The 25,888-nt window shown below is 70.2% G+C and carries 17 protein-coding genes; 5 read left to right on the forward strand and 12 right to left on the reverse strand.

All coding sequences use genetic code 11. The features are described from left to right. The first annotated feature begins 64 nt into the window (after nucleotides 1-64). A complete protein-coding gene (gene bioA, locus H8B22_RS03280) occupies nucleotides 65-1,498 on the forward strand; it encodes an adenosylmethionine--8-amino-7-oxononanoate transaminase (protein WP_225876263.1) in 1,434 nt (477 codons plus the stop codon). Beyond that, nucleotides 1,498-2,235: a 16S rRNA (uracil(1498)-N(3))-methyltransferase gene (locus H8B22_RS03285; protein ID WP_187712698.1), complete on the forward strand. Its 738-nt coding sequence runs from the start codon at nucleotides 1,498-1,500 to the stop codon at nucleotides 2,233-2,235. Before bioA ends, H8B22_RS03285 begins: the two co-directional genes overlap by 1 nt. 162 nt (nucleotides 2,236-2,397) lie before the next feature. Here the strand turns inward: H8B22_RS03285 and H8B22_RS03290 are convergent, their stop codons facing one another. From H8B22_RS03290 to pilG, 7 genes are all read right to left on the reverse strand, one after another. Further along, nucleotides 2,398-2,901, reverse strand: a complete 504-nt coding sequence (locus H8B22_RS03290) for a chemotaxis protein CheW (protein WP_225876264.1) — start codon at nucleotides 2,899-2,901, stop codon at nucleotides 2,398-2,400. A 25-nt stretch (nucleotides 2,902-2,926) separates the two neighbouring features. Next, nucleotides 2,927-4,231 carry a chemotaxis protein CheB gene (locus tag H8B22_RS03295; RefSeq protein WP_187712699.1) on the reverse strand — a complete coding sequence of 435 codons (1,305 nt, stop codon included), beginning with the start codon at nucleotides 4,229-4,231 and terminating at the stop codon, nucleotides 2,927-2,929. Continuing rightward, the gene (locus H8B22_RS03300; protein WP_187712700.1) at nucleotides 4,224-10,364 is read right to left on the reverse strand and encodes an Hpt domain-containing protein; all 6,141 of its coding nucleotides are present in this window, start codon (nucleotides 10,362-10,364) and stop codon (nucleotides 4,224-4,226) included. The genes H8B22_RS03295 and H8B22_RS03300 overlap by 8 nt, the downstream gene beginning before the upstream one ends. A gap of 112 nt (nucleotides 10,365-10,476) precedes the next feature. After that, nucleotides 10,477-12,489, reverse strand: coding sequence for a methyl-accepting chemotaxis protein (locus H8B22_RS03305; RefSeq protein WP_187712701.1), 2,013 nt, complete (start codon nucleotides 12,487-12,489; stop codon nucleotides 10,477-10,479). 53 nt (nucleotides 12,490-12,542) lie between these two features. Next, on the reverse strand, nucleotides 12,543-13,106 hold the full coding sequence (locus H8B22_RS03310; protein WP_187712702.1) for a chemotaxis protein CheW: 564 nt from the start codon (nucleotides 13,104-13,106) through the stop codon (nucleotides 12,543-12,545). Between the two features lie 15 nt (nucleotides 13,107-13,121). After that, nucleotides 13,122-13,487, reverse strand: coding sequence for a response regulator transcription factor (locus tag H8B22_RS03315; protein WP_187712703.1), 366 nt, complete (start codon nucleotides 13,485-13,487; stop codon nucleotides 13,122-13,124). Between the two features lie 18 nt (nucleotides 13,488-13,505). Continuing rightward, complete coding sequence (pilG, locus tag H8B22_RS03320) at nucleotides 13,506-13,901, reverse strand: twitching motility response regulator PilG (RefSeq protein ID WP_187712704.1); 396 nt, start codon at nucleotides 13,899-13,901, stop codon at nucleotides 13,506-13,508. Nucleotides 13,902-14,139: 238 nt separating this feature from the next. On the opposite strand from pilG, the gene gshB reads away from it, so the two are divergent. Continuing rightward, nucleotides 14,140-15,102, forward strand: a complete 963-nt coding sequence (gene gshB, locus H8B22_RS03325; RefSeq protein ID WP_187712705.1) for a glutathione synthase — start codon at nucleotides 14,140-14,142, stop codon at nucleotides 15,100-15,102. Then, nucleotides 15,099-15,992, forward strand: a complete 894-nt coding sequence (locus H8B22_RS03330; RefSeq protein ID WP_187712706.1) for an energy transducer TonB — start codon at nucleotides 15,099-15,101, stop codon at nucleotides 15,990-15,992. The genes gshB and H8B22_RS03330 overlap by 4 nt, the downstream gene beginning before the upstream one ends. A 190-nt stretch (nucleotides 15,993-16,182) precedes the next feature. Here H8B22_RS03330 and tsaB read toward each other — a convergent pair whose 3' ends face one another. The 4 genes from tsaB to mrcB are packed head-to-tail and all read right to left on the reverse strand — an operon-like array spanning nucleotide 16,183 to nucleotide 21,930. Next, complete coding sequence (gene tsaB / locus H8B22_RS03335; protein WP_187712707.1) at nucleotides 16,183-16,881, reverse strand: tRNA (adenosine(37)-N6)-threonylcarbamoyltransferase complex dimerization subunit type 1 TsaB; 699 nt, start codon at nucleotides 16,879-16,881, stop codon at nucleotides 16,183-16,185. After that, nucleotides 16,878-18,944, reverse strand: coding sequence for an ATP-dependent DNA helicase (locus H8B22_RS03340; RefSeq protein WP_187712708.1), 2,067 nt, complete (start codon nucleotides 18,942-18,944; stop codon nucleotides 16,878-16,880). The genes tsaB and H8B22_RS03340 overlap by 4 nt, the downstream gene beginning before the upstream one ends. Beyond that, nucleotides 18,944-19,531: a hypothetical protein gene (locus tag H8B22_RS03345; protein ID WP_187712709.1), complete on the reverse strand. Its 588-nt coding sequence runs from the start codon at nucleotides 19,529-19,531 to the stop codon at nucleotides 18,944-18,946. The genes H8B22_RS03340 and H8B22_RS03345 overlap by 1 nt, the downstream gene beginning before the upstream one ends. 8 nt (nucleotides 19,532-19,539) lie before the next feature. After that, on the reverse strand, nucleotides 19,540-21,930 hold the full coding sequence (gene mrcB / locus H8B22_RS03350; RefSeq protein WP_187712710.1) for a penicillin-binding protein 1B: 2,391 nt from the start codon (nucleotides 21,928-21,930) through the stop codon (nucleotides 19,540-19,542). 139 nt (nucleotides 21,931-22,069) lie between these two features. On the opposite strand from mrcB, the gene H8B22_RS03355 reads away from it, so the two are divergent. Beyond that, on the forward strand, nucleotides 22,070-24,169 hold the full coding sequence (locus tag H8B22_RS03355; RefSeq protein ID WP_187712711.1) for a glycosyltransferase: 2,100 nt from the start codon (nucleotides 22,070-22,072) through the stop codon (nucleotides 24,167-24,169). A 33-nt stretch (nucleotides 24,170-24,202) separates the two neighbouring features. Here the strand turns inward: H8B22_RS03355 and H8B22_RS03360 are convergent, their stop codons facing one another. Continuing rightward, nucleotides 24,203-25,858 (reverse strand): hypothetical protein, encoded by a 1,656-nt coding sequence (locus tag H8B22_RS03360; RefSeq protein ID WP_187712712.1) that lies wholly within the window; start codon nucleotides 25,856-25,858, stop codon nucleotides 24,203-24,205. Between the last annotated feature and the right edge of the window lie 30 nt (nucleotides 25,859-25,888).

Below are 25,888 nucleotides of genomic sequence, written 5' to 3' on the forward strand. Positions count from 1 at the left end.
GGCAACCACGCGACCCCGTCCGCGGACGCGCGGTGGCGGCCCCCGGGGCTGCGATAATGGCGGGATGCAGGACACGACTCACGATCCAATGATGATAGCGGACGCGGATGCATGGCGTTCGCGCGACCTGGCCGTGCTCTGGCACCCGTGCACGCAGATGCGCGAGCACCCGGACACGCTGCCGCTGCTGCCGATCGCGCGCGGCGAAGGCCCGTGGCTGGTGGGCCGTGACGGTCGCCGCTACCTCGATGCGATCAGCAGCTGGTGGACCAACCTGTTCGGCCACGCCGAACCGCGCATCGCCGCCGCCATCGCCAGGCAGGCCTCGACCCTGGAACACGTGATCCTCGCCGGTTGCTCGCACGCGCCGGCGGTGGAACTGGCGGAACGGCTGCTGGCCATGGCCCCGCGCGAAGCCGGCCGCGCGCCCCTGGCCAAGGTGTTCTATGCCGACAACGGCTCGGCCGGCGTCGAAGTCGCGCTGAAGATGGCGTTCCACTGGTTCCGCAACCGCGGTGCACCGGGGCGCACCAAGTTCATCGCACTGGAGAACGGCTACCACGGCGAGACGCTGGGCGCGCTCGCGGTCGGCGACATCCCGCTGTACCGCCGCATCTATGCGCCGCTGCTCGCCGAAGCCCTGTTCGCGCCGTCCCCGGACGCCTACCTGTGCGAGCCCGGGGAGACGCCGGTGAAGCGCGCGCAGCGCGCGGCCGATGCGCTGCGCGACATCCTCGAGCGCCACGCCGGTGAAGTCTGCGCCCTGATCCTGGAGCCGCGCGTGCAGTGCGCCGGCGGCATGCGCATGCACGATCCGGTCTACCTGCGCCTGGCGCGCGAACTGTGCGACGCGCACGGCGTGTTCCTGATCGCCGACGAGATCGCCGCCGGCTTCGGCCGCACCGGCACGCTGTTCGCCTGCGAACAGGCCCCCGGCGACGCTCGCGTTGCCGGTTCCAGCGGGGTCCAGCCCGACCTGCTGTGCCTGTCGAAGGGACTGACCGGCGGCGCGCTGCCGCTGGCGGCGGTGCTGGCGACGCAGTCGATCTACGACGGCTTCCTCGACGACTCGCGCGAGCGGGCGTTCCTGCATTCGCACAGCTACACCGGCAACCCGCTGGCGTGCGCGGCCGCGCTGGCAGCGCTGGACATCTTCGCCAGCGACAACATCATCGAACGCAACCGCGCGACCGCGGCCCGGATGGCCGCACTCGCGCAGCCGCTCGGTGCGCATCCGCATGTCGCCGACGCGCGCCAGGCCGGGATGATCGTTGCCTTCGAACTCACCCGGAACGGCGACAAGCGCACGCCGTTCGATACGTCCCATCGCGTCGGCCTGCGCGCCTACCGGCATGCGCTGTCGCGTGGCGTGCTGCTGCGGCCGCTCGGCGACATCCTCTACTGGATGCCCCCGTACTGCATCGACGACGACGCGCTGCAACTGCTGGCCGACGTCACCCGTAGCGCCATCGACGAAGCGACCGCGGAGGCCGGCTGATGCGCACCATCCGCGTGCACGTGGAGGCGCCGCTGGCGCCGGGCATCGAACTGCAACTGCCGGACAGCGCGGCCGCACACCTGTCGCGCGTGCTGCGGCTGACGGTGGGCGACGCGTGCGTCCTGTTCAACGGCGATGGCCACGACCATGCGGCGCGCATCGTTGCGCAGGACAAGCGCGGCGTGCGCGTCGCGGTCGGCGAGTCGCAGCCGATCGACAACGAATCGCCACTGCGCATCACCCTGCTGCAGGGCGTCGCGCGCGGCGAGAAGATGGACCTGATCCTGCAGAAGGCCACCGAGCTCGGGGTCAGCGCGATCGCGCCGCTGTGGTCGCAGCGCAGCGAGGTGAAGCTGGACGGCGAACGCGCGGCGAAGCGCCTCGCGCATTGGCGCGGGGTGGTGGCCGCCGCCTGCGAACAGTGCGGACGGGCCCGGCTCCCCGCGGTAACCGCGCCGGTGGCGTTGGCCGCGGCCTTGCAGGCGTTGCCCGCCGGTGGGCTGCGATTGATCCTGGATCCGGAAGGCGACCTCGGGCTGGCCACGCTGGACGCGCCAAATGGCGACGACGTCGTGCTCGCGGTCGGCCCCGAAGGCGGCTGGTCACCGCTCGATCGCGAGCAACTGGTGGCGGCGGGCTTCCGCGGCCTGCGCCTGGGGCCGCGGATCCTGCGCACCGAAACGGCGGGGTTGGCGGCGATCGCGGCGCTGCAGTCGCGACTGGGCGACCTGACCTGACCGATACGGCCCGAGTACGGCCGTCGCGCAACGCATCGATGGGCTAAGCGGCCCGGTAACACGCAGTGGATGTGCCGGCGATGCCGGCGCGCCGAAGCGGTGCCGGCAGAAGCGCTTGCGGAGCAGTGCGAGCGGCCGACGCAGTCGCCGGCGCGCGCGCGGTCAGGCGGCCTGGGCCTGTGCCAGCGCGTTGCCGATCAGGGCCTGCACGGCCTCAAGATCGGGAATGAAGGCCTCGTCCTCGTTGAGCCACACGCGCGCATGCACGCCACGCGGGAGCTGCTCGTCGGGTTCGTGCAGGAGGCGGTCCGTCGCCACCGTGACCAGGCGCGGGAAGCCCTGGGTCAGGATTGCGAAGTAAGGTGCCTTCGCATCCCCACCGAGCGCCTTGAGCACCACGACCTTGCTGCCCAGGCCACCGGCTTCCGGCGCGATGTCCGCCATCTGCGAGAATGCGATCAGCGGCAGTTCCCAACCGCGCCAGCGGATGCGGCCCAGCAGCCAGTCCGGCGCCCCTTCCACCGGCGAAGGCGGCGCGAACGACAGCACCTCGGCGATGGTTGCGTTGGGCAGCAGCAGGCGGGCACGCGCAATGGCGATGAGCACGCCGCGGATGTCGGTCGGGGCGGCGTTCGGGCTCGGGGTGTTCATCGCCTGGCTGTTCATCGTTGTATCCGGGTTCTTCTAGTGCTCAGTGCCAGCGCTCGGCGAGGCGGCGCGCCAGGTCCTGCGGCTTGCCGGCCTGACCGCCGCGCGAAGCCAGGGCGGCAGGTGCGGCAACGTCGTAGCAGCCGTCCAGCGATTGGCCGGCCACGAGGGCGCCCGCCCCTGCCATCTTCATGACGGCATCGACCTGCGCGGGATCGGCGCCGCTCAGCAGCAGCACCGCGCTGTCGTTGGCCGGCAGCGATGCGAGCAGGTCGGCGGGCAAATCGTTGAAGGCCAGCCCTTGCGCGTCCTGCTGGACGCCGAGGGTCGGCGGCAGGATGTAGACGGTGGCGGGCGCCACGGCGTCGCCGCTCGCGGCCAGTTTCACCGGCAAGGCCGTGGCGCGCTGCATCTGCGCGACCAGCTTGTCGTAGTGGCCACCGTCGAGGCGCTGCTGCACCAGCACGGGCTGCGGGAACCGTTCCGGCAGGGCGCCGAGCAACTGCCGCACTGCATCGGGCCCGCCGATGCCGGCCATCACCAGCACGACACCGCGCGTGGTTGCCTTGGTCCGGTCTTCGACCAGCTCCATCGCGGCGATGCGCGAATGCAAGTCGACCATGTCGTTGTGGAAGCGGCTGCTGTCGGCGGCGTGGTCTTCTTCGAGTTCCAGGCCCTCGATCCGGATCTCGCTCGGCGTCGCGTCCGCGAGTTCGAGGTCCAGCTTGGCCACGAACGGCGGCAAGGCATCCGCGCCGTGCTCGTGCACGTAATGCGCGGCTTCGTCGCCCAGCTCGACCGTGACCAGCTCCATGTCGGTATGCAGCTCGATCGGGGCGACCTCGTCGTTGTCCAGCAACGCGAGTTCCGGCAACGGCGGCGGCATTTCCGGCAGCGGCGGCATCTCGGGCGGCACCGCCGTGACGACGGGCGTTGCCGGCACCACCACGGCCGCGACCGGCGCGGGCACGGCGAGATCCTGCGCCTCGGCCTCGCGGCCCGGCGGGAGCACGGTGTCGGCCAGCCCGAGCTTGGCACGCAGATGCCGCACCCAGCGCGCGGCATCCCAGCCGACGCGGCCGACCGCGTGTTCGGCTTCCTCGAACAGCACTTCGATCGCCGGATCGGACAGCACGCCATCGAAGCGGTCGAGCGCTTCGTCGGTGCTGGCATCGAGCACGATCAACGCCATCTGCGGCTGCGAGGCAAGCACGGTCGCCTGGTCGGTGGCCGCCGGATCGGCTTCCAGCACGATGTTCGCGCCAGCCTGGTCCAGCGCCTCACGCATGCGGTCGCGGGCCGCGCCGGGGCGGGCCAGCAACACGACGCGGCGGGCGTGGTTACTCATGGGTGCGCGCTATCCCTAGCAGTTCGAAGACGTTGCGGAGCAGCTCCGGCTCCTGGTACGGCTTGCCCAGGTAGCGGTTGACGCCGATGTCGAACGCGCGCTGGCGATGCTTCTCGCCGGTACGCGAGGTGATCATCACGATCGGCACGTTGCGCAGGCGCGCGTCGGCCTTCATCGCCGTGGCGAGTTCGTAACCGTCCATGCGCGGCATCTCGATGTCGAGGAGCATCAGGTCGGGCACGTGCTCGACCATCTTCTCCAGCGCGTCGAGGCCGTCCTTCGCGGTGAGCACTTCGAAGTTGTTGCGCTCGAGCACGCGGCCGGTGACCTTGCGCATGGTGACCGAGTCGTCGACCACCATGACCATCGGCACGCGGCGATGTTCGATCGTCGGCGCAGCCGGCAGGTGTTCCGGCGCGAGCACCGCCTGGCGACGCACCAGCGGAGCGACGTCGAGGATCACCACGACGCTGCCGTCGCCCATGATCGTGGCGCCGAAGATGCCCGGCACCGATGCGACCTGCGGGCCGACCGGCTTCACCACGATTTCGCGGTTGCCCACGACCTGGTCGACGCACACGGCGGCACGCAGGTCACCGGCGCGGATCAGCAGCACCGGCATCTGCAGCTGGCCTTCTGCCTTCGCGGTGGCGTGGCCGACGAGGTTGCCAAGGTCGTGGACCGGATAGTCTTCGCCGCCGTACTGGTACACCGTACCGGCCTGCAGTTCGTTGCGCGGAATGCGGCCCACGCCGCGCACCGAGGCGATCGGCACCGCGAAGGTGGTCTCGCCGATGCGCACGAACACCGCCTGGGTGACCGCAAGCGTCTGCGGCAGGCGCAGGGTGAAGCGCGTGCCCTCGCCCGCCTTCGAGTGGATGTCGATCGTGCCGCCGAGCTGGCGCACTTCCGAGGCGACCACGTCCATGCCGACGCCGCGACCGGCCAGGCGGCTGACTTCGTCGGCCGTCGAGAAACCCGGCTCGAAGATCAGCATGTCGAGATCGTTGTCGCTCAGCACGGCGTCCTGGCGGACCAGGCCGCGCTCCTCGCCGCGCTTGCGGATCGCATCGCGGTTGAGGCCGCCGCCGTCGTCGGCGACTTCCAGCACCACTTCCGAACCTTCGCGGCGGATCGCGATGCTGATCGCGCCTTCTTCCGCCTTGCCCGCCTTCTTGCGCGCATCGGGCTTCTCCAGCCCGTGTGCGATCGCGTTGCGGAGCATGTGCTCCAGCGGCGCGGTCATGCGGTCGAGCACGTTGCGGTCGAGTTCGCCCTGCGCGTTGCCGAGCTTGAGCTGGGCCTGCTTGCCGGTTTCGCCCGCGGCCTGGCGCACGACGCGACGCAGGCGCGGCACCAGCGAGTCGAACGGCACCATGCGCGTGCGCATGAGGCCTTCCTGCAACTCCGAGCTCACGCGCGACTGTTGCAGCAGCAGGGTTTCGTACTGGCGGGTCAGATCGTCGAGCGTGACCTGCAGGCTGGTCTGGTCGGCCGCGGATTCGGCGAGCGCGCGCGACAGCTGCTGCAGGGTCGAGAAGCGGTCGAGCTCGAGCGGATCGAACGTCGCGTCCGCGGTGTCGTGCTCGCGCTGGAAGCGGGCGATGATCTGCGCTTCGGTTTCGATTTCCAGGCGGCGCAGCTGGTCGCGCAGACGGATATTGGTCTGGTCCATTTCCGCGATGGCGCCACGGAATGCACCCAGCTGCTGCTCCAGGCGGGCGCGATAGATCGCGACTTCGCCCGCGTAGTTGACGAGGCGGTCGAGCAGGTCGGCGCGGATGCGCACCTGCTCCTGCGGCGCGCGCGTGCCGATGTCGTCCTCGTCGCCGTGCGGCGCGTCGACCATCGGCGCGGACAGCGGCTTGAGTTCGAGCGGCGCGGGCGCAGCGGTGGCGGCCGAATGCTGCGGCGCTTCCGCCACTTCGGCCGGCGTGGAAACGGACGCCGCGGCGCGTTCGCCACGCGAGCGCGCGTCGAACTCGGCGATGAGCGCCTCCGGCATCGCGATCGCCTGGCGCGCACCGACGCGCGTGACCATCGCATGCAGGCGGTCGAAGCCGCGTTCGAGCAGCGGCACACCGTCGCTGCCGAGTTCGACGCGGTTTTCGACCACCGACTCGAGCAGCGATTCCATGGTGTGGCCGAGTTCGCCCACGGCCATGATGCCGGCCATGCGCGCACCGCCCTTGAGCGTGTGCAGGTCGCGCTGCAGGCCGATCAGCGGTTCGCGCGAATCCGGCGCCGCACGCAGTTCGGCGAGCAGGCCGTCGGAGTGGTCGAGCAGGTCCGCGCCTTCCTCGACAAAGATGTCGACCAGCTCCGGATCCAGCCCGGTGAGGTCGAGCGCTTCGTCCGGATCCTCGCTACCCGACTGGGCATGCGCCAGGATCGCGGCGACGGCGGGTTCCGGTGCGTGATCGGGCTGCGGCAGCATCGTGGCCGCGGCCAGTGCGGCCGCCGCAGCGGCGGCTTCGCGCTGCGCACGCTCTTCGGCGACCCTCACTTCCTCGGCACGACGCTCGGCTTCGGCCTCGGCTTCCGCTGCAGCCTGCGCGGCCGCGGCCTGTTCTTCAGCCAGGCGTTCGGCTTCGAGGCGCTCTTCCTCGGCGATGCGTGCCGCTTCGGCACGCGCCGCTTCCTCGGCGGCCGCCTGCTCCGCGGCAAGGCGCGCGGCCTCGGCTTGTTCGGCGGCCACGCGCTCGGCTTCGGCCGCTTCGAGTCGCGCACGCTCTTCGGCTTCGCTTTGTTCCTGCGCCCGCCGCGCCGCTTCGGCGTACTCGGCTTCGAGGCGGGCGTATTCGGCTTCTTCGTCGGCGGCGAGGCGTTCGGCTTCGAGACGTTCGGCTTCGAGGCGCTCGGCTTCGAGACGCTCGGTCTCAGTGCGTTCGGCTTCGACGCGCTCGGCTTCGGCACGTTCGGCTTCGACACGTTCGGCTTCAAGACGCTCGGTCTCGGCGCGTTCGGCTCCGAGGCGTTCGGTTTCCAGCAGTTCGACTTCCAGCGGCGCTACGTCGAACTCGATGCCTTGCAGCTCTTCATCGGTCGCGGACAGATCCTCGTCGATGCCGGCCAGATCCGGCGCGGTTTCGAACGGCGCCAGCTCGAGCGAGGCAAAAGTCGACGGTGCGGCCGGCGTAGCGGCGGCGAGGTTGCCGGCGCCGACTTCGCTCGCCAGGTTGGTGAATTCGCTGAAGTCGAAGTCGGGCAGGTCCGCGACAGCGGCTTCTTCCACGAACTGGTGCGGGCGCGCTTCGGGCAGGCTGTCGCGCAGCGCCTGCATGCGGGCGGCAAGGCCGTCGAAATGCGGCACGTGCGGCACCGGCGATTGCAGCCCCTCGAGGGTGCCGCGGATCGCGCCGGCGACGTCGCCCATCGCCATCACGCCTTCGCCCGTCGGCAAACCGCCGATGGCAAGCAGGCGCTTGATGTAGGTCTCGGTCGGCCCGGTGATCTCGGTGATCACCGGCACTTCGGTCATCGCGAAGGCGCCGTTGAGCGTGTGTACGGCGCGCTGCAGCGACTCGCTCGCCGGTTGCGGCGCATGGCGCGCGCTGTCCAGCCAGGACTCGATCGTGACCAGGTGGCCGCCGACTTCGCCGGCGAGGATCTCCAGCAGCACGGCATCGACCGAGGCCGGGACGCCGGGAACGGCGGCCGGTTCGGCGATCGCGGCAACCGGCTCGACTTCGATTTCCGGCTCGAACTGGAGATCGCCCACATCGATCGATACGACTGCGGCGTCGGCGAGTTCCGGCAAGGCCTCGACCACCGGTTCCGGCGCGGCAGCGGGCGCCGCTGGGGTGAAGATCGCCTCTTCACCGGCGGCCAGGCGATCGGCGACGGCTTCCAGGCCGGCCAGGTCCGCGGTGATCGCGCCTTCGCCGCGCAACGCCGCGTGCAGCTGCGGCAGCGCGTCGTGCGCGTGGCCGACGAGCGCGACGACGGCCGGGCTCGCCGGACGCGTGCCGTCGAGCACGCGGTTGAGCATGTTTTCGACCTTCCAGCTGAACTCGCCGAGGGTCTTGGCACCGACCAGGCGGCCGCTGCCCTTGAGCGTGTGGAAGACGCGACGGATCGGACGCAGGCGTTCGGCGTCGTCCGGCGTGGCGCTCCACGGCGGCAGCAGCTCGCCGAGGTTGGCGATTTCTTCCTGCAGTTCCTCGAGGAAGACCTCGCGGATCTCATCGTCGATGTCGTCGCTGCGTTCGAAGCCACCGGCCACGACGGCGGCGGCGGTGGTCGCGACCGGGGCGTGCACAACGGGGGCGACCGCGGGTTCGGGCACAACCGGCGCGTCGATCTTCTCGACGGCCGGCGCGGTGGTGGTGCCGCGGAACGGTTCGATCTTGCCGAAATCCAGCGCGTCGGCCAGTTCGGGCGAGAACTGCAGCGCTTCGACCGGGGCGGCCGGCGCGACTACTTCTTCCATCGCCGGCAGCGGCCAGTAGCGTAGGCGCTCCAGGGCGTGGCGGGCGATCTCGAGGATCTCGTCGCGCGCCGGACGCTGGTCGCGCAGGGCTTCGAGGTAGTACTCGAGGCTGGCCAAGGCATCGGCCATGGTGTCCAGCTGCTGGCTGTTGGGGATGCGCTTGCGGCCGAGCAGCTCGACCTCGACGTAGCGCTTCACCGCAGTCAGGTACTCGGACGGCTGCTGTTGCTCCAGCATGCGCAGGGCACCGCCGACCTCGTCGAGCAGGCGCGGAACTTCGCCCAGTTCGGCGTGTTCCCAGCCGGTTTCGACGAAGGCGACGAACGACTGGCGCGCATCGCCGAAGTTGGCGATGGCTTCGCGCACGACGACGTCGATGACCTTGTTGCGCTCGCCGGCGGCGAGGTCTTCCTCACCGCCCGCATCCGGGCGGCCGAGGCGGGCGACCTGGTCGTCGAGCGAGGCATCGACGTACAGCAGCGCGCCGGCGACATCGAGCAGCGCGCCTTCATCGGCAGCACGGCGGCCACCGACGATCTCGCGCATCGCATCGCGTTGCTGCATCACCACGTTGCGCGCCACGCCCAGGCCCATCATGCCCAGCGTGTCGCTGACGCGGGTCAGTGCATCGACCTGCGGCTGCAGCTGGTTGACGTCGGTCTGGCGCGTGCGCAGGTGCAGGTCCAGCGCGTCCTTGACGCGCAGGAGGTCTTCCTTGATCGCCGCCGACACGGTGTCGAGCAGCGCGCGGTTGCGACCGCTGAGGCTGCCGCGCGCGTGTTCGAGTTCGTCCTCGCTGGGCATCTGCCCTTCGAGGTCAAAAGTCTGGCGCAGGCTGTTCAGGGCCGGATGCTGGCTCTCGCTGTGGGCGACGTGGTACAGCAGCTGGCGGGTCGGTTCGGCCGCGGCATCGGCACGCGGAGCGCCGAAGGCGAAGCTGTCTTCGACCAGGGTCTGGCGTGCTTCGCGCTCGACGCCGGCGAAGGCCTGGCGCACGCCGCGATTGGCGGCCAGCGCACCGTCGCGCAGCGCGCCGGCGACGGACGAGGCCACCCACAGCATGCGCCGCAGCGGTTCGACATCGACCTGTGCCAGCAGGGCGTCGACGGTCTTCGCCAGCTGCGAGGCATCCGCCGGGGCGCCGTCTTCGGGCCACGCCGCCAGTGCATCGCGCAGCCCGCCCAGGTGCGTCATCAGTTCGTCGCGCGCCGGCTTGGCGGCCGACGGGGTCGGTGCCGGCAGGTCTTCCGGCAGCGGACGGTCGAGGTCCGGCGAGAACAGCACGCTCTCGCTCAACCCCGCTTCGCCGCGGGTCGCACGCAGCTCGTTGAGCAGCGGCAGCAGCACGATCGGAATGTCGCGGTGGCCGCCCTGCAGGCGTTCCAGGTAGTCGGGCAGCTGCACCACGCCGCGCATCAGCGCCGCGCAGGCGTCGTCGCGCTCGGCGACTTCGCCACGCATCAGCGAGAGCGACAGGCGCTCCATCTCCTCGGCCACCATCGCCGGGGCGTACAGCTCGATCATGCGCAGCGTGCCATGCACCTGGTGCATGTGCGCCGCACAGGTCTTCATGTGCGCGACCTGCGCGGGATTTTCTGCAAACGCCTCGATCTCGTCGCGCGCCAGGCGCAGCGTCGCGTCGAGTTCGGGCTTGACCCAGCCCAGCGTGGTCGTGTCGATCGCGTCGCGCAACACGGTCATGGGTTGCCTCCGTGTCGGCGCGTGGCCGCGGCGCCTGCCTCGCGGGCGGGCACGGGCGCGTAGCGATTTGCCTTCAAGCCGAGCATTTCGTTATCCGTTCCGTCCGCGTCGATCAGGCCGGCAGCTTGAAGTCGGCGACCGAGCGGCGCAGGTCGGCCGCGAGCTGCGCCAGGTTTCCGATCGACTGCGCCGTCTGGCTCGCACCCTGCGAGGTCTGCGCGGTGATCGACTGGATGGTGTTCATCGTCGCGGTGATGTTCGACGCCGCGCTGGACTGCTGCTTCGCCGCCGTCGAGATGCCCTGAATGAGGCCCGACAGGTCGGACGACACCTTTTCGATCTCGCCCAGCGCGGTACCCGCGTCTTCGGCGAGGCGCGCACCGGCGACCACTTCCGAGGTCGTCTGTTCCATCGAGGACACCGCTTCGTTGGTGTCGGACTGAATCGTCTGCACCAGCGTTTCGATTCGCTTGGTCGCGTTCGAGGCGCGTTCTGCGAGGCGCTGCACTTCGTCGGCCACCACCGCGAACCCGCGGCCCGCTTCACCGGCCGAGGCCGCCTGAATTGCCGCGTTCAGCGCCAGGATGTTGGTCTGTTCCGAGATGTCGTTGATCAGTTCCACGATCGAGCCGATTTCCTGCGACGACTCACCCAGTCGCTTGATTCGCTTCGAGGTTTCCTGGATCTGGTCGCGAATGCTGTCCATGCCCGCGATCGTCTGGCGCACGACGCCGGCACCCTTGGTCGCGATCTGCACCGAGCGCTGCGCCACGTCCGCGGATTCGGCGGAGTTCTTCGACACCTGGTCGATGCTCGCCGCGATTTCGCTGATGCGGTCGGAGGCCGAGCTGATTTCCTGCGCCTGGTGTTCCGCGGCTTCGGCGAGGTGCATGGCGGTCGCCTGCGTTTCCTGCGCGCTGGAGGCCACCTGCACCGAGGTATCGGTAATCGTCTGCACCAGGCTGCGCAGCTGCTCGACGGCGAAGTTGATCGAGTCCGCGATCGCGCCGGTCATGTCCTCGGTCACGGTCGCCTTCACGGTGAGGTCGCCTTCTGCGAGCGAACCCATTTCGTCCAGCAGGCGCATGATCGCCTCCTGGTTACGGTCGTTCAGTTCCTTGGTGGTCTGGTAGCGCTTCTGCTGCGCGCGGTTCAAGGAGAACAGCAAGCCGGCGATGGCGATGATCGCGGCGATACCGGACAGGACCGAGATCAGGATGTGGCCGAGCGGGTTCTTGCTGCGCACCGAACCGAAGGCGGTCAGCGAGCGGAACAGCGATTCGGCGTTGGCGAGCAGCGTGCCCGACTCGCTGGTGATCGTGCTGGCGGCGGCCTGCGCGGTGAACAGGTTCTTGGAACCGGTGCCGATCGCGTCCAGGTCCTTCTTCATGTCGGTCCACAGCGTCTCGGCCTGGCCGAGCGCGGCGAGCGCGCCGCCGTTGGATAGCGGGGTCACGCCGAGCGCGGCGTCACCCTTGCGCAGGCCGGTCAGCACGTTGCCGAACACGGCAGCGGTGCGGGTCAGCTGGTCGCCCGCGATCGAGGCGCCGGCGCCGCCGGCACGCATCGCGGTGATGTTCTTGTCGATCTGGCCCGCGAGCACGTTCTGGCGCAGGGCGAGGTAGACCTGCGAGGCCGGCGAACCGCTCGAGGACATCGCGCGCACCAGTTCGTCGAGGCGCGCCTGCAGCTGCGGCACCTTGGCGGCGAAGCTGTCGGCCTTGGTGGCCAGGCCGGTCACCGCGGCTTCGGACGAGATGACCTGGTCGGCGTTCTTGCCCACCAGGTCCCAGATGTTGGACACCTTGTCGATGTCGCCGGAGACGCCGAGCTCGCCGCCGAAGCGGTCGTTCAGCTGCTTCACGTCGGCGTCCATCTGCGCCTTGGTCGCCTTGAAGGCCGCGTACGCGTCCTTGTCACCGCCCACGGCCTCGGCGCCCTGCACCGCCAGTCGCTGCGAGTTCACCTGCAGCGACGCGGCCGAGGAGCTCGCACCGGCCAGGCGCGAGCCCTTCCAGGTGGCGTAGCCGGCGTTGACGCCGAAGATGACCACCGAGATGCCGAGGATCGTCAACCAGGTATTGACGCCGAGGCCGCGGCCCTTGGGATTCATCACAGTGCTCATGGTTCAACCTCGTTGGCGATTGCTGCTTGCGTGTTGCTGGTTGTTGGGTAGCGTCAGCCGGCGGCTTGACGGAATTCGGGTGTGCGGGCCAGCCGGTCCAGGCTGAAGATGCCCCATGCGTGTTCGTCGACGCGGTAGGACCGGTCGATGAAGTGCTGGTAGCGTCCCTGATACAGCGGGTCCTCGTCGGCCTGCGCGTGCTCGACCTGTTGTGCGTCGACGAAGCTGCGCTGGCCGAACAGTTCGTCGATCAGCACGGCGACGTCGCCGCCGGGCTGGCGGACCAGCAGCACGCGCTGGCTTTCGTGCAGCACGGTGCGCTCGCCTTCGAGGAACTGCTTGAGGTCGACGATGGGCAGCAGGTTGCCGCGCACGTTGGCCACGCCGAGCATCCACGCCTGCGCGCCGGGCACCAGGGTGATCGGCGGCAGCGGCAGGATTTCACGCACCTCGTCGAAGCCGGAGGCCAGGCGGTGCGAGCCGACCCGGTAGCCGACGCCGCGCCACAGGCCGGGCGCGTCCAGCTGTTCGGGCAGGCCGGCGACGTGTTCCAGGCTGCGGCGCTCGTAGTCGGCCAGCAGCTCGAACGGGCTGAGCGCGGAGAGGTTGCTGCTCACTTCTGGGTAGTCCGGTTAGTGGCCCAGCACCGCGTTGATGCGGGCGATCAGCTCGGCCTCGCGCGGCGGCTTGACGATGTAGTCGCGCGCGCCCTGGCGCATGCCCCAGGCCTTGTCCACGTCCATGTCCTTGGTGCTGACGATCAGCACCGGGATGGCGCTGGTCGCGGCATCCTTGGACAACGCGCGGGTCGCCTGGAAGCCGTTCATGCCCGGCAGGACCACGTCCATGATGACGAGGTCGGGCATTTCGCGCTTCGCCGCGGCGATGCCGTCTTCAGCGCTGCCGGACGCCAGGACCTGGTGTCCGTTGCGCTCCAGCAGCTGGGTCAGGACCGCCGTATCGGTCGGCGAATCCTCGATCAGCAGAATACGTGCCATTGGTGCCCTACCCCCCGGTCAGGCGTGTACATGATTGCGGATCGCGTCGAGGAGTTCCTCGCGCGTGAATGGCTTGGTCAGGTACTGCTCGGAACCGACGATGCGGCCCCGGGCCTTGTCGAACAGTCCGTCCTTCGACGACAACATGATCACCGGCGTGTTCTTGAACAGTTGGTTGTTCTTGATCAACGCGCAGGTCTGGTAGCCGTCCAGACGCGGCATCATGATGTCGACGAAAATGATCTGCGGCTGCTGGTCGGCGATCTTGGCCAGGGCTTCGAAGCCGTCGGTCGCGGTCACCACGTCGCAGCCTTCGCGCTTGAGCAAGGTCTCCGCGGTCCGGCGGATGGTCTTGGAATCATCGATCACCATGACCTTCAGACCGTCGAGGTTGCCGTTGCGACCTTCTTGCATGCTTTGAATCCCCTGTGCGATCACGGCGAGCCCCGCACGTCGCGAAGTGCCTTTATTTCAAGCATAGCGCGGACTGTCAAGCGCGATCTCGCAAGCCGGCCTCCCTGAATGTGCGGGGTTGCACAATCGCGACCCGGTTTGCACTTGCGCGGCCGGAACGTGACGTTTTGCGGCACGCGCCGGCGCGCCTCCGACCCCGCCTGCTACCATCGCGCGCATCGTTTTCACCGCAGCCAACATGCCCTCGAAGCCGGGTGTCGACATCGTCGTGGTGATGGATCCGATCGGGTCCATCAAGATCGCCAAGGACTCCACTTTCGCCATGCTGCTGGAAGGCCAGCGCCGGGGCCATCGCCTCTGGTACGTGCGCCCGGGCGGGCTGGCGGTGGCGGGCGGACAGGCCCAGGCGACGGTGGCGCCGCTGACGGTAAGGGACGACCCGGAAGGCTGGTACGAGCTGGGCGACTGGTCCCGCTGGACCTTCGGGCCGGGCCAGGTCGTGCTGATGCGCAAGGACCCGCCGGTCGACACCGCCTACCTCAACGACACCCACATCCTGGGCCTGGCCCAGCGCGCCGGGGCGCTGGTCGTCAACGACCCGCAGGGCCTGCGCGACATGAACGAGAAGCTGGCCGCACTGGAATTCCCCCAGTGCGTCCCGCCCACGGTGGTCAGCCGCGAGGCCGCGGTGCTCAAGGCCTTCCTGGCCGAGCACGGCGACACGGTGCTGAAGCCGCTGGACGGCATGGGCGGGCGCTCGATCTTCCGCGTCCGCGCCGGCGACCCGAACACCAACGTGATCCTGGAGACCCTGACCGCCGGCGGCCGCGACCTGGCCATGGCCCAGCGCTACCTGCCGGAGATCACCGAGGGCGACAAGCGGATCCTGCTCATCGACGGGATCCCGGTGGACTACTGCCTGGCCCGCATCCCGCAGGGCGACGAGTTCCGCGGCAACCTGGCCGCAGGCGGCAAGGGCCGCGGCCAGCCGCTGAGCGAGCGCGACCGCTGGATCGCCGCCCAGGTCGGCCCGGAGCTGAAGCGCCGGGGCATGGTCTTCGTCGGCCTGGACGTCATCGGCGACTACCTGACCGAGGTCAACGTCACCAGCCCGACCTGCATCCGCGAGCTCGATGCCCAGTTCGGGCTGAACATTGCCGGCCTGCTGTTCGACTGCATCGAGCAGAAACTGGCGGCATGAGCACCGTCGCGGCCCGCGTCCCGCCCCACCCCGGGGAATACGCCCTGGGCGAGAACCGCCGCATCAGCGCCACCATGGTGCTGTCGGTGCTCGTCCACGCCATGCTCCTGCTGGGCGTGGGCTGGGCGGTGGAAAGCGCGGCGCCGGTGATGCCGACCCTGGACGTGATCCTGACCGAGACCACCTCCCCGCTCACCAAGAAACAGGCCGACTTCCTCGCCCAGGCGACCAACCAGGGCGGGGGCGAACACGACAAGACCACCCGCCCGCGCGAGACCCAGTCCGGCCCCGCGCCGCAACCCGAACCCGGCATCGCCCCGCGCCCGCTGCGCGCGCAGTCGCCGGCGCCGCAGCCGGCGCCGCGCGACCGCGTCGTCAGCACCCTGCACAGCGACACCACGGTCGCCAAGGCCCAGCCCACCCCGCCCGCCGACGACCAGGCCCTGCCGCGCGGCCGCGAGAAGGTCGCCCGCGACATGGCCATGGCCCGGCTCGCCGCCGAGATCCACCTGCGCTCCGAGCGCTACGCCAAGCGCCCCAAGCGCAAGTTCGTCTCCGCCAGCACCACCGAGTACGCGTGGGCGAGCTACCTGAGCGAATGGGTGAAGCGGGTGGAGCGCGTGGGCAACCTCAACTATCCGGACGAGGCCCGGCGCCGCCACCTGGCCGGCAAGGTCGTCATCACCATCGCGATCCGCCGCAACGGCACGGTGGAGCGCGCGCAGGTGATCGAGTCCAGCGGCATCGCGCTGCTGGACTCCTCGGCCCTGCGGATCGCGAGGCTGGCCGAGCCCTACGCGCCGCTGCCGAAGACCGAGGAAGACCCGGACATCCTGCACGTCACCCGCACCTGGCTGTTCATGCCGGGCGGCGAGCTGATCGACGATTGAGCGCGCCCGGCACGGCCGGCGCGATTACCTGGCAGAAGACTTGGTCACGACGGGGCCGATGCGCACCCGGCCCGGATGCCGGGCGATATCAGGGAAGCACTGGCCATTCCGGGTATTCGCAGTTCCGCGCAGCGCGCGCGAAGCCCGGGCCGAAATACAGGCCGTCGTCGAGGGGGCTTGAAGCACCCGTTTACTTGTTCGCATCGCGCAGCGCCTGCTGCTCGGCGATGGTCAAGGCGACGTTGTCGCGCAGGTAGGCCGGCTCGGCGAATTCCGGAGCCACCGCTTCGCCGCGCGCGAACGCCGCGGCGGCGAGCCGCGCGATGTCGGCGGCGTGCGGCAATGCGCCGGCATCGATGCTGGCGAAGCGCGAGGCCAGCCGCGTGGCCAGGGCGTCGCCCTGCGCCGCGAAGCCGGTGCCCACGCCGTGCCAGCCCGCGGCATCGTCCGGCAGCAGCACCGCGTCCGGCGGCAACACCCGTTCGGCGTCGAGCGCGACCGCGTCGCCGTCGCGCAGTTCGAACGCGGCCGCGTAGACCTCGCCCATGCGCGCATCGATGGCCGCCAGCACGCGTAGGCCTTGCGCCTGCAGCGCCAGCGCGGCCAGGGTCGACACGGGCACCACGGGACGGTCGAGGGCGAGCGCGATGCCCTGGCCGAGCGCGACGGCCAGGCGCACACCGGTGAAGGCGCCGGGGCCGCGGCCGATCGCGATCGCATCGAGCTGCGACTTCGCCACGCCCGCCTCGGCCAGCAACTGCTCGGCCCACGGCAACGTCAGTTCGGCATGGCGGCGCGGCGCCAGTTCGAAGCGCTCGCGCACCTCGCCGTCGAGCCACAGGGCGACGGAACAGGCTTCGGTGGCGGTTTCCAGGGCGAGCAGCTTCATGTGGGGTCGATCACGGCGTCGTCGGCAGGCGATTCTGACGCAAAAGGTGCGGGGGCAAAAAACGCGGCGACATCCTCCAGCCGTCGCGTCTTCGGCAACGGCGGCAACGAATCGAGGAACACCTTGCCGTAGCTCTTCGAGGTGATGCGCGGATCGCACAGCACCAGCACGCCGCGGTCGCTTTCGCTGCGGATCAGGCGGCCGGCGCCCTGCTTGAGCGCGATCACCGCCTGCGGCAGCTGTTCGTCGCGGAACGGATTTCCGCCGTTGCGGCGGATCGCTTCCAGGCGCGCCTCGAACACCGGATCGTCGGGCGCCGCGAACGGCAGCTTGTCGATGATCACCACGCTCAACGCCTCGCCGGCGACGTCGACGCCTTCGCGAAAACTCGCCGCGCCCAGCAGCACGCCGTTGCCGGAGGCACGGAAGCGCTCCAGCAACACCGGCCGCGGCGCTTCGCCCTGCACGAACAACGGCCACGGCCCGTCGCGCAGCAGTTCGGCCGCCTCGCGCAGCGCGCGGTGCGAGGCGAACAACACGAAGGCGCGGCCGCTGGACGCTTCCAGCACCGGGCGCAGCTTGTCGATAAGGCTGTCGCTGTAGTGGCGCACGCCCGGATCGGGCAAGCCGGTCGGCAGGTAACACAGCGCCTGGCGCGGCCAGTCGAAGGGGCTGGGCGCGAGCAGCGTCTGCGGATCGTGCAGGCCGAGCTTGGCCGCGTAATGGTCGAAGCGGCCGCCGACCGCGAGCGTGGCCGAGGTGAACACCCAGGCCGCGTGCGAGCGTTCGCGGTGCTGGGCCAGCGGACCGGCCACGTCGAGTGGCGTGCGACTGAGGCGGAAACCGCGCGCGGTCAGTTCGAACCAGTGCACGCCGGTGTCTTCCTGCGGGGCCGGCGCATCCACGGGCATCGCCGCATCCGGTGCCGCCGGCAATGCGTCGAACGGCATGTCGAGATCGTCGCCGCTCGCCTCCAGCGGTGCTTCGCCGCGCCAGCGCCGCAGGCGCGAGAGGAATTCCTGCGCGCGGGCCGCGCAACCATCGAAGCCGGGCGCGGATTCGCGCAACGGTTCGAGCACGGCTCGCAGCTGGTCCAGCGCCGTATCCAGCGCATCGAACGCCTGCTCGGCCGCTTCCAGCTCGCTGGCCCGGCGCCGCGTGCCACGCACCGGCAATTCGTCCATCGCCGCGCGCAGCGCGCGCACCGCATGCTCGAGCTCGCGCGCCGGCCCCTGCACGGCCGCCAGCGAACCGGCGACCTCCTTGCATTCGGCGATCGCATCGCGCGCGAGCTCCACCAGCGGGCGCGCACTCAGCGCCTCGCCGAAGAACTGCGCGGCGAGGTCCGGCAACTGGTGCGCTTCGTCGACCACGAACGCCTGCGCGCCCGGCAGGATCTCGCCGAAGCCTTCCTGCTTGAGCGCGAGGTCGGCGAGCAGCAGGTGGTGGTTAACCACCACCACGTCGGCGGCCTGCGCGCGCTGGCGCGCCTGCACGACGAAGCAGTCGCCGAAGAACGGGCATTCGCTGCCCAGGCAGTTGTCCGCGGTCGAGGTCACCATCAACAGCAGCGGCGAATCCTCGGGCAACGCCTCGACTTCGGCGAGGTCGCCCATGCGCGTACGTCCGCTCCACGCGACGATGCGCTGGAACTGCGCGATCTGTTCGCGATTGCTGAATTTCGGCTCGCCCTTGGCCTGGTTGAGGCGGTACAGGCACAGGTAGTTGGCGCGCCCCTTCAGCAGTGCGATCTTGAGGCCGCGACCGAGCGCGTCGCGCACGCGCGGCAGGTCGCGGTGGTAGAGCTGGTCCTGCAGCGCGCGCGTGCCGGTCGATACGATCGTCTTCATCCCCGACAACAGCGCGGGCACGAGGTAGGCGAAGGTCTTGCCGGTGCCGGTGCCGGCTTCGGCGATCAGGGTGTCGCGGGTTTCGAACGCATCCGCGATCGCGGCGGACAGGTCCTGCTGCGCTGCGCGCGGGGCGAAGGCATCGATCTTCGAGGCCAGTTCGCCGCCCTCGCTCAATGCGGCGCGGCTGGCTTCGGCGAGACGACCCGCCATCAGAAACGATCGAGCGCGGCGACGGTGCAGGCCTCGCGCTGCACCCGCGCGTTGCGCACTTCCGCGGCGGCCGCGCCGACGCGGGCGACGGCGGCTGCCTCGCTTTCGCCGCGACGGATGACGCGGTCGTTGGCACGCAGCAGGGCGGCCTGCAGCTGCGTTTCCCAGTGGCGGCGGCACAGCGGACCGGTGGTGGACCCCAGCGCGAGCGCCTGCTTCGCCAGCTGCTGCGCCTGCGCCACGTCGCGCAGCAGGAAGGCGAGTTCGGCGCGCTCCTGCAGCAAGGCGGGATCGTCGGCGTTGAGCTGCAGCGCGCGGTCGAGCAGATCGGCCGCGCCACGGTACATGCGCCTGGCTTGCAGTTGCTCCGCCTGCTCGCGCAGGTCCTCGACCTGCGGGTCGCGCAAGGGCTGCACGTCGAGTTCGCTGGAACTGGCCGCGCCCGCCGCGCGGATCGCCTGCACGACGGCGACCGCATCAAACGCGGGCGCGGCCGGTTGCGGCGCGGGAGTGGCGCAGGCGCCCAGCAGCAGCGCGAACGCGGCCGTCCCGATCGCGTTGCGGAGCGTTGCGCTGCGGATCGGCATCGCCCGGCTCATTGCCCTTCGGGCGGAGGCGGCGCCTCGCGCTGTTCTTCATCGTCCTTGTCGCGGCCCAGGCCGAACCACTCGCGCCAGCCGCCGCCCTCGCCTTCTTCGGCGACCGGCTGCGGCGCCGGGCACGGCGTGTACTGCGGCGCGAAGCCGGCGACGAAGGGCATGCGGCGCGCGCCCGCGCAATCGGCGTCGGTGGTGTTGCTGCCGATCACCCACTGCCAGTCGATGCCCTTGCTGCCCACCTGCAACGGCGCGCTCGGCAGGCGCGCGAACATCGCCGACCACACGCGCATCGCGCCGGTGGCGCCGTACAGGCCGGTTTCCTTGTTCTGATCGTTGCCGACCCAGACCACGGCAAGGTGGTCGCCGGTCCAGCCGGCGAACCAGCTGTCGCGACCGTCGTTGCTGGTGCCGGTCTTGCCGGCGGCATTGAGGCGGCCCAGGCCGTCGCGCACGAGTTGCGCGGCGGTGCCGCTGGTGACCGTCTGCTGGCCGGCGATGGTGATCAGGCGCGCGGCGATCGCGTCGCCTTCCTGCGCGGGCGCGGGTTTGGTGTCGTAACGCTTGAGCGCGCGGCCGTTGGCGTCGAGCACGCCACGCACCGCGTACAGCGGCTGGATCTGCCCGCCGCTGGCGAGGAACTGGTACAGCTGCGCCATCGCATACGGGCTCTGGTCGACCGCGCCGAGGATCAGCGAGGGGCGCGGCTCGGCCTGGATGCCGGCGAGCGTCTTGATCAGGTCGGCGATGCGCTCGGGCGCGACCTTCATGCCGATGCGCACCGTGGCCTGGTTGTAGGACATCGCCAGCGCATCGATCATGCGCACGCTGCCGTGGCTGCGGCCGTCGGAATTGCCCGGATTCCACTGCTTGCCGCGGCCCAGATCCACCGTCACCGGCGAATCGTCGATGTAGCTGGCCAGCGAATACTGCTCCGGCGTGGCGAGGGCGAGCAGGTACACGAACGGCTTGAGCAGCGAACCCACCGGACGCTGCGCTTCCACTGCGCGGTTGAAGCCGTGCTCGCTGTGTTCGCGGCTGCCGACCACGGCGACCACTTCGCCGTTGTGCACGTCGGTGACGACCAGGCCCGCCTGCAGCGGCGGGCGGGTCTTGTGGTCCAGGCTCTTGAGCGTGCGCGTCACCGCGCCTTCGGCCAGCGCCTGCGCGGCGGGCGACATGCCGGTCATCACGCTCATGCCGGCGCCGACGAGCTGGTCGGCCGGGTAGTCGCGCGCCAGCTGGCGGCGCACGAGGTCGACGTAGGCCGGGAAGCGGTTCGGCGCGAGACTGCCCGCGGTTTCGGTCACGCCCAGCGGCGCCTTCAGCGCGCGCTGGTATTCCTTGTCGTCGATCAGGTTGGTTTCGCGGAACTCGCCCAGGGCGAAGTTGCGGCGTTCCAGCGCGGCCTTGGGATGGCGGCGCGGATCGTACGCGGACGGCCCCTTGACGATGCCGACGAGCAGGGCGATCTGTTCGGTGTTGAGGTCGCGCAGGTCGCGCCCGAACCAGAACTCCGACGCCGCGGCCACGCCGTGGATCGCCTGCGAGCCGCGCTGGCCCATGTAGACCTGGTTGAGGTAGGCCTCGAGGATGTCGCGCTTCTCGTAACGCGCGTCGATGATCAGCGCGTAGAGGATTTCCTTGCCCTTGCGGGTCCAGGTCTGTTCCTTGCCGATGCCGAGCAGGCCGCTGCGCGCCAGCTGCTGGGTCAGCGTGCTGGCGCCCTGCTTGCGGCCGGTCGCGGTCTTGAACGCCGCGCGCAGCATGCCGCTGAAGTCGATGCCGATGTGGTGGTTGAAGTCGCGGTCCTCGACCGCCTGCAGGCCGGTCACCAGCAGCTCGGGCACTTCCTCGATGCGCACCAGCCGGCGCTCTTCCTGCTTCTGCCCGTACAGCGTGGCGATGCGCGCCGGATCCAGGCGCGCGGCCTTGAGCGGGCCCTTGCCGCCGGCGTCGCGCACGCTGGCGACGCGGCTGCCGGACAGGACCACTTCGATGCGCCGCGCCGGGACGGCGCCGTCGACGTCGTTGAAGCCGCGGCTGGAAATCTTCCAGCGTCCGCCGTTCTGGGCGTAGCTGCCCTCGCGCGCGCCGTCGCCGGGGTGGTAGCCGGCGGCATCGAGTTCGGTCTTGAACGTGCGCGAGTCCAACGCGAGGCCCGGCCGCAGTTCCAGCGGGCGCGCGTAGACGCGGGTGGGGATCTGCCAGGTGAGGCGGCCGAAGCGCTCGCTGACCTGGTGGTTGAGGTACAGCGTGTAGGGGATCAGGAAGCCGAGCCCGAGCCCGATCGCCGCCAGGCTCCAGGTGACCAGCCGCCGCTTCCATTGCCCGGATTCGCTGCCTTCGCCCCGCCCGCCGTCTTCGTCTTCGTCGTAATCGATCGCCACTGGATGCCAGAATAGGTGGGGCTGCGCGCCCGAACTGGGCGAGTCTAGCGCAGGCGGGTCAGGCGGACCGGGTTTCCTGTGGCCGATTCACGCTGGATTGGGCAAGAACGAGAACGGCTATGCAACAGGCACTTTTGGCATGAACTGGACTGATTTCCGGTTCCGCGTGGATCGCTTCACCGGGCTGCTGACACGCGGGTTCGGCAGTCTTCGGACGCGCGGACTGGTGTCCACCTGGCGACGCGTAAAGAAGCAATTCCGTCGCGTCCCGGAGACGCGGCGTCCCGCGCTGTACCTCCCCGATCCCGCGCCGTTCGCGCCCTTCGAAGTTCCGTCGACGGCCGCGGCGGACACGCCGGTCGCCAGCATCATCATTCCGGTGTTCAACCATCTTGCGCACACGCTCGTGTGTCTGCGGTCGTTGGCCGCGCATCCGCCCGGCATTGCGATCGAGATCATCGTCGTCGACGACGGTTCGTCCGATGACACTCCGCACGTGCTGCCCCGGATCGACAGGCTCCGCTATCACCGCCGCGCCGCGAATGGCGGTTTCATCGCCACATGCAACGATGGACTGGCACTGGCGCGCGGCGACTACGTGGTGTTCCTCAACAACGACACGGTTCCGCAGCCCGGATGGCTCGACGCCCTGTTGCGGACGTTCTCCGAACACTCGGGCGCGGGCGTGGTCGGGGCGCAGCTGCTGTATCCCGACGGACGCCTGCAGGAGTCGGGAGCGGTCGTCTGGAACGATGGGTCCGCCGACAAACTCGGCCACCTGCATGCGGCCGACGAACCCGCGTTCAACTACGTCCGACGCGTCGACTACGTGTCGGGCGCGGCACTCGCGATGCCGCGGGCACTCTGCGTCGAGCTGGGTGGATTCGATCCGTCCTACTCACCGGCCTTCTACGAGGACACGGACCTGGCGATGCGGGTGCGCGCCGCCGGCCTGCACGTGCTGGTGCAACCGGCCTCGTGGGTCGTGCACGTGCAGGGCGTCACCACCGGCACGGACGAGCGCCGGGGCATCAAGTCATTTCAACCCCGTAACCGGCAACGCTTCGCGGAGCGGTGGCAGACGGTGCTCGCCACCCATCCGCTGCATTCGGACGATCCGGTATCGATCGGCGACCGGCACTACCGGAAGACCGTCCTGGTCGTCGACGCGCTCACCCCGCAACCGGATCGCGACTCGGGATCGCTGCGTCTCTACAACCTGATGCGCCTGCTGCACGACGAAGGCGCGCATGTGGTCTTCCTCCCTTCCGACCATGGCTACGATGGCGGCTATACGCGAAAACTGCAGCAACTGGGTGCCGAGGTCTGGCACCAGCCGTACTCGAAGAGCTCCCCCGACTGGCTGCGCAAACACGGACATCGGTTCGACGTAGCGGTGGTGTGCCGGCACTACGTTGCGCGCGAACTGCTGCCGCTACTGCGCCGCCATGCACCACAGGCGAAAGTCGTATTCGACACGGTGGACCTGCACTACCTGCGCGAACGGCGCGGCGCCGAAGTGGATAACAACGGCGCGCTGATGCGTGCGGCCGAGCGCACGCGCGCCCGCGAACTCGAGGTGATCCGGCGCAGCGACTTCACCCTGGTCGTGAGCGCGGCCGAACGCGAACTTCTGGCCACCGACGCGCCCGAGGCGGCAGTGGAAATCCTTTCGAACCTGCACGAAGTAGCAGGTCCAGGCCTGCCTTTCGCGCATCGCCACGACCTCGTCTTCGTCGGCGGCTTCCGCCATCCGCCCAACGTCGATGCGGTGCACTGGTTCGCCACGTCGGTGTTCCCGTTGATCCGCGCGGAGCTGCCCGAGGTGCGCTTCCACTGCATCGGCGGCGACGTGCCCGCGGCGATCGCCGCACTTGCGGCACATCCGGGCGTCGTCGTGCACGGCCACGTCCCCGACATCGCGCCGTACATGGACGGCGCGCGCGTGGCAGTGGCGCCGCTGCGCTACGGCGCGGGCGTGAAGGGCAAGGTGAACCTGAGCATGGCGCACGGACAGCCGGTGGTTGCCACGTCATGCGCAGTGGAAGGAATGCACCTGGCTGCGGGCGAGGACGTACTCGTCGCCGACGAGCCGCACGCCTTCGCCGATGCCGTCGTGCGGGCCTACCGCGATGAAGCGCTGTGGCAGCGCCTGGCGGTGAACGGGTTGCGCAACGTCGAGCGGCATTTCTCGCTGGATGCCGCGCGCGACGTGGTGCGGCGCACGCTGCTGGCCTGACCGCGCCGCTCGCTGTCGCCGCGGCGTTCGCGGCTAGCGCCGCGGCGTTTCCGCATCGCCGGCTGCGGCCGCGGTGTGCAGGCGTTCGGCGAACGCCGCCAGCCCTTCCGCGCCCGGGTCCAGTGCCCGCGCCGCCTCCAGCGCCGTCCGCGCGCCGCGGATCTCGCCCGCGCTGAGGCGCTGGTCGCCCAGTGCGATCCAGCGTTGCGCCAACTCGCTGCGCCCCGCACGCACGCCAGCGCTCTCGCCTTCGAGCATCCGGCGCGCGTCCAGGCATGCGCCTGCGCGCACCAGGCGGTTGCCACGCAGCGCCTCGTTGAAGCATTCGCCGGCCGCAGGCCGCAGGCGAGTGGAAGCGGCGCGTACACGCGGGTCCCGCGGCGCGATTGCCTGCGCCGCGCGCAGCTTGTCGAACGCGCTGTCGCCGGGCGGCGTGAGCAGGTCGCCGCGCGCCTGCGCCTGCGCGGCTTCCGCCAGCAATTGCGTCACCCGCCTGCGCTGGGCCGCGGTGGGCGCGGCGGCGGCGCTTTGGCGCTGCACCTGCCGCGCGCGGGCGATGTGTTGCTGCGCCTCGGCGATGGAGGGCGACTGCGAGGCCGATGCGCCGGCCACCTTGCGCGCCGCGGCCAATGCGCCCTCGGCTTCGGCGAAGCGGTAATCCGAGGCGAAGCGTTCGGCGCGGTGCGCGTGGGCGGCCGCCACGGCCTGCACGCCGCGCTGGGCCTCGGAATCGTCCGGGTTCACCAGCAGCGCAGCGCCGTATGCCTGCGCGGCCTGTTCCAGCTGCCCCCGACGCAGTGCACGGTCCGCGGCGCGGCGCTGCTGTTCAGCGCCCTTGCCGAGTTCGGCAAGCATGTCGGGCAACTCCACGTGCCCCGCATCGGCCTGCTGCACGCCGTGCACGATCGCCGCCGCGGCGACAAGATTGCCCGCAGCCAACCGCGCGCGCGCCTGTTGCAGCAGGTCGGCCAGGGTGTCTTCGCGGCCTTCCAGTGCGGCGGTGTCCGCAGGCTGCAGTTCCAGCACGCGCTGATACAGCGGCAGCGCCCCGCCTTCGCCGCCGAGCTTGCCGGCGGCACGCGCGGCGGCGGCCTGCTGCAGCAGCTGGTCGATGCCGACCGAAGCGGCTTCGTTGCGCCGCAACTGCTCGCGGAGCGCCATGGCCTGCGCGCGCGGCACGGTGAGCTCCTCGGCGAGCGCCAGCGCTGCGTGCGCACGATCGAACTGCCTGCGCGCGATCGCCGTACGCGCCTGCGCCAATGCTGCCTGGCCGACGCGGTCGAGCCCAGCGCGCGCGTCGGCGCGGTCCGGATCCAGCGCCAGCGCCGCGGCATATAACTCTCGCGCACCGCTGCCGTCGGCGGCGGTCAGGCGGCCTTCCGCCAGTGCCTGCGCGGCCTGCAGGCGCAGGCGTTCGGCGCGGGTCTGCGGCCACAGCCACTCGGCCACCGGCTGGCGCAGCACGAACAGCAGCGCGACCAGGACCATGAGCACCGCGAGGATCCAGCGCCAACTCCAGCCGCGCAGCCGCTGCAACCAACGGGGCGAACGCGGAGCGCGCGCCCGCTCCTGCTGCGGGCGAAAGCGCAGCTCGTCGAAACGGCCCAGCGACGGCTCGCGCCGCGGCGTGCCTGCCGGCTCAGCCGTCGGCTTGCCTGTCGAATCGGAACCTGTGTCCTGCGCCGTCATCGCCCGGAGGATACCGCGGGGCGAATGACG

Source organism: Lysobacter terrestris (assembly GCF_014489475.1).
Taxonomy (GTDB): Bacteria; Pseudomonadota; Gammaproteobacteria; order Xanthomonadales; family Xanthomonadaceae; genus Agrilutibacter; species Agrilutibacter terrestris.

Coding starts and splice junctions, on each gene's coding strand:
- bioA (WP_225876263.1), top strand. CDS start 65: ATGCAGGACACGACTCACGATCCAATGATGATAGCGGACGCGGATGCA.
- H8B22_RS03285 (WP_187712698.1), top strand. CDS start 1,498: ATGCGCACCATCCGCGTGCACGTGGAGGCGCCGCTGGCGCCGGGCATC.
- H8B22_RS03290 (WP_225876264.1), bottom strand. CDS start 2,901: ATGAACAGCCAGGCGATGAACACCCCGAGCCCGAACGCCGCCCCGACC.
- H8B22_RS03295 (WP_187712699.1), bottom strand. CDS start 4,231: ATGAGTAACCACGCCCGCCGCGTCGTGTTGCTGGCCCGCCCCGGCGCG.
- H8B22_RS03300 (WP_187712700.1), bottom strand. CDS start 10,364: ATGACCGTGTTGCGCGACGCGATCGACACGACCACGCTGGGCTGGGTC.
- H8B22_RS03305 (WP_187712701.1), bottom strand. CDS start 12,489: ATGAGCACTGTGATGAATCCCAAGGGCCGCGGCCTCGGCGTCAATACC.
- H8B22_RS03315 (WP_187712703.1), bottom strand. CDS start 13,487: ATGGCACGTATTCTGCTGATCGAGGATTCGCCGACCGATACGGCGGTC.
- pilG (WP_187712704.1), bottom strand. CDS start 13,901: ATGCAAGAAGGTCGCAACGGCAACCTCGACGGTCTGAAGGTCATGGTG.
- gshB (WP_187712705.1), top strand. CDS start 14,140: ATGCCCTCGAAGCCGGGTGTCGACATCGTCGTGGTGATGGATCCGATC.
- H8B22_RS03330 (WP_187712706.1), top strand. CDS start 15,099: ATGAGCACCGTCGCGGCCCGCGTCCCGCCCCACCCCGGGGAATACGCC.
- tsaB (WP_187712707.1), bottom strand. CDS start 16,881: ATGAAGCTGCTCGCCCTGGAAACCGCCACCGAAGCCTGTTCCGTCGCC.
- H8B22_RS03340 (WP_187712708.1), bottom strand. CDS start 18,944: ATGGCGGGTCGTCTCGCCGAAGCCAGCCGCGCCGCATTGAGCGAGGGC.
- H8B22_RS03345 (WP_187712709.1), bottom strand. CDS start 19,531: ATGCCGATCCGCAGCGCAACGCTCCGCAACGCGATCGGGACGGCCGCG.
- H8B22_RS03355 (WP_187712711.1), top strand. CDS start 22,070: ATGAACTGGACTGATTTCCGGTTCCGCGTGGATCGCTTCACCGGGCTG.
- H8B22_RS03360 (WP_187712712.1), bottom strand. CDS start 25,858: ATGACGGCGCAGGACACAGGTTCCGATTCGACAGGCAAGCCGACGGCT.